Source organism: Sphingorhabdus sp. (genome assembly GCF_046596595.1).
Lineage (GTDB): Bacteria > Pseudomonadota > Alphaproteobacteria > Sphingomonadales > Sphingomonadaceae > Sphingorhabdus_B.
On sequence record NZ_JBKJMB010000078.1, the window covers coordinates 1 to 2,077 of the forward strand.

The following is a 2,077-nucleotide window of genomic DNA, read 5'->3' on the forward strand; positions in this document are numbered from 1 at the left end:
CGCTGCGAGGCAGGACGGCGGATCGGCGAACCGGTCTGTTTGATTTTAATCTTCGCCATATCGATTACTCCGCAATAGCTTCTGCATCGGCTTCAGCAGTCTTGCTGCCACCGCGACCAAGGAGGTCAGCGATTTTCTTGCCGCGACGTTGCGCTACCGACTTCGGGCTGGTTTGTTCAGCCAACGCCGCGAATGTAGCACGGATCATGTTATATGGGTTCGACGTACCAACCGATTTGGTCACAACGTCCGCAACGCCCAGACTTTCGAACACGGCGCGCATTGGACCGCCAGCGATAATGCCGGTACCGGCAGGTGCCGAACGCAAGGTAACCTTGCCCGCGCCAAAGTGGCCCTTGCCATCATGATGCAACGTGCGACCATCTTTCAGTGCGACCCGAATCATGGACTTTTTTGCAGCAGCAGTTGCTTTGTTAATAGCTTCCGGCACTTCGCGTGCCTTGCCATGGCCAAAGCCTACGCGGCCCTGACCATCACCAACGACGACGAGCGCGGCAAAACCAAAGCGCTTCCCGCCCTTAACTGTTTTCGAAACACGGTTGATGTGCACGAGCTTTTCGATCGTGCCATCGTCTTCTTCTTGAGCAGGACGACGATCATTATTGTTGCGACCACGGCCACCGCCGCCGCCACCACGATTGTCACCGCCGCCACGGCCGCCCCGACCGCGACGTTGGCCTTCGGGTGCAACTGCTTCAGGTGCTGCGCCATCGGTGACAGGTGCAGTTTCAGTGTTTTCAGCCATCATTAAAACTCCAATCCGCCTTCGCGCGCCGCATCAGCAAGCGCTTTGACGCGACCATGAAACAGGAAACCGCCACGATCAAAAACTACGCTGGATATGCCAGCTTTCTTGGCGGCCTCAGCTACGCGCTTGCCAACATCGGCAGCAGCTTCAGCTGTCGATCCGTTCTTGGCTTTAACGTCCTTGTCGAGCGTCGAGGCAGACGCCAGCGTTGCACCCTTCGAATCGTCAATGATCTGCGCATAAATATGGCGGCCAGTGCGATGCACCGAAAGACGGGGACGACCAGCAACCTGCGCCCGCAATTTCGAACGCACGCGCTGACGGCGTCGTGCAAAGAGAGACAGTTTTGCCATTATTTCTTCTTCCCTTCCTTGCGGAAGATATATTCGCCGCGGTACTTGATGCCCTTGCCCTTATAAGGCTCTGGCTTCCTCCAGCGACGGATTTCGGCAGCAACCTGCCCAACCTTCTGCTTGTCGATACCCGAAATTTCCACCGTGGTGTTGTCGGGTGTCTTGATTTCTATGCCTTCAGGGATCGCAAAATCGACATCATGGCTGTAGCCAAGTTGAAGCTTCAGCATCTTGCCCTGGCTGTTGGCACGATAACCAACGCCGGTGATTTCAAGCACCTTGGTAAAGCCCTCAGTCACGCCTGTGACCAGGTTCTGAACCAACGTGCGCTGCATACCCCAAAATGCGCGAGCCGCCTTGCTGGCGTTCGCAGGCTTCACCATGAGACCGTCATCCTGCATCTCGTAGGAAATGAGGTCGCTCATTGGCATCGTCAATACGCCCTTTGGTCCTTTGACCGAAAGCGTGCCCGCCTCCATGCTGGCAGTAACGCCGGCAGGAATAGGAACAGGTTTCTTACCAATGCGGCTCATCAGAATACCTCCGCCAGGATTTCGCCGCCAACATTCTGTGCGCGCGCTTCGGCGTCCGACAGAACGCCCTTTGGCGTTGAAACGATGGTGATACCAAGGCCGTTGCGGATAACCGGAAGTTCTGAGCTTCCTGAATATACGCGGCGACCTGGCTTCGATACGCGGGCGACATGCTGGATAGCAGGCGCACCTTCGAAATATTTCAGTTCGATGCGGATGCCCTTATGTGCACCCAAAGCTTCTTCGCTGTAACCGCGAATATAGCCTTCACGCTGCAACACATCGAGAACACGGGTCCGCAGGCTGGACGCTGGCGAGACTACAGAGTCTTTCTTCGCCCGCTGGCCGTTGCGGATACGGGTGAGCATATCACCCAAAGGATCGGTCATTGCCATCTATCTTATCCTTACCAGCTCGACTTC

General features: G+C 56.1%; 4 protein-coding genes. All 4 read right to left on the bottom strand.

Going from position 1 to position 2,077, the window contains the following annotated elements; translation table 11 throughout:
* Window positions 1–64 precede the first annotated feature (64 nt).
* The 4 genes from rpsE to rpsH are packed head-to-tail and all read right to left on the bottom strand — an operon-like array spanning window position 65 to window position 2,050.
* The gene (rpsE, locus tag ACLL9E_RS07885; RefSeq protein WP_411291194.1) at window positions 65–766 is read right to left on the bottom strand and encodes a 30S ribosomal protein S5; all 702 of its coding nucleotides are present in this window, start codon (window positions 764–766) and stop codon (window positions 65–67) included.
* A 2-nt stretch (window positions 767–768) separates the two neighbouring features.
* Window positions 769–1,122, bottom strand: a complete 354-nt coding sequence (gene rplR / locus ACLL9E_RS07890) for a 50S ribosomal protein L18 (RefSeq protein ID WP_409644775.1) — start codon at window positions 1,120–1,122, stop codon at window positions 769–771.
* On the bottom strand, window positions 1,122–1,655 hold the full coding sequence (gene rplF / locus ACLL9E_RS07895; RefSeq protein WP_411291192.1) for a 50S ribosomal protein L6: 534 nt from the start codon (window positions 1,653–1,655) through the stop codon (window positions 1,122–1,124). The genes rplR and rplF overlap by 1 nt, the downstream gene beginning before the upstream one ends.
* Complete coding sequence (rpsH, locus tag ACLL9E_RS07900; protein ID WP_411291193.1) at window positions 1,655–2,050, bottom strand: 30S ribosomal protein S8; 396 nt, start codon at window positions 2,048–2,050, stop codon at window positions 1,655–1,657. The genes rplF and rpsH overlap by 1 nt, the downstream gene beginning before the upstream one ends.
* Between the last annotated feature and the right edge of the window lie 27 nt (window positions 2,051–2,077).

Excerpts from the sequence above, each read along its gene's own strand:
- rpsE (WP_411291194.1), bottom strand. The coding sequence starts at position 766 with ATGGCTGAAAACACTGAAACTGCACCTGTCACCGATGGCGCAGCACCT.
- rplR (WP_409644775.1), bottom strand. The coding sequence starts at position 1,122 with ATGGCAAAACTGTCTCTCTTTGCACGACGCCGTCAGCGCGTGCGTTCG.
- rplF (WP_411291192.1), bottom strand. The coding sequence starts at position 1,655 with ATGAGCCGCATTGGTAAGAAACCTGTTCCTATTCCTGCCGGCGTTACT.
- rpsH (WP_411291193.1), bottom strand. The coding sequence starts at position 2,050 with ATGGCAATGACCGATCCTTTGGGTGATATGCTCACCCGTATCCGCAAC.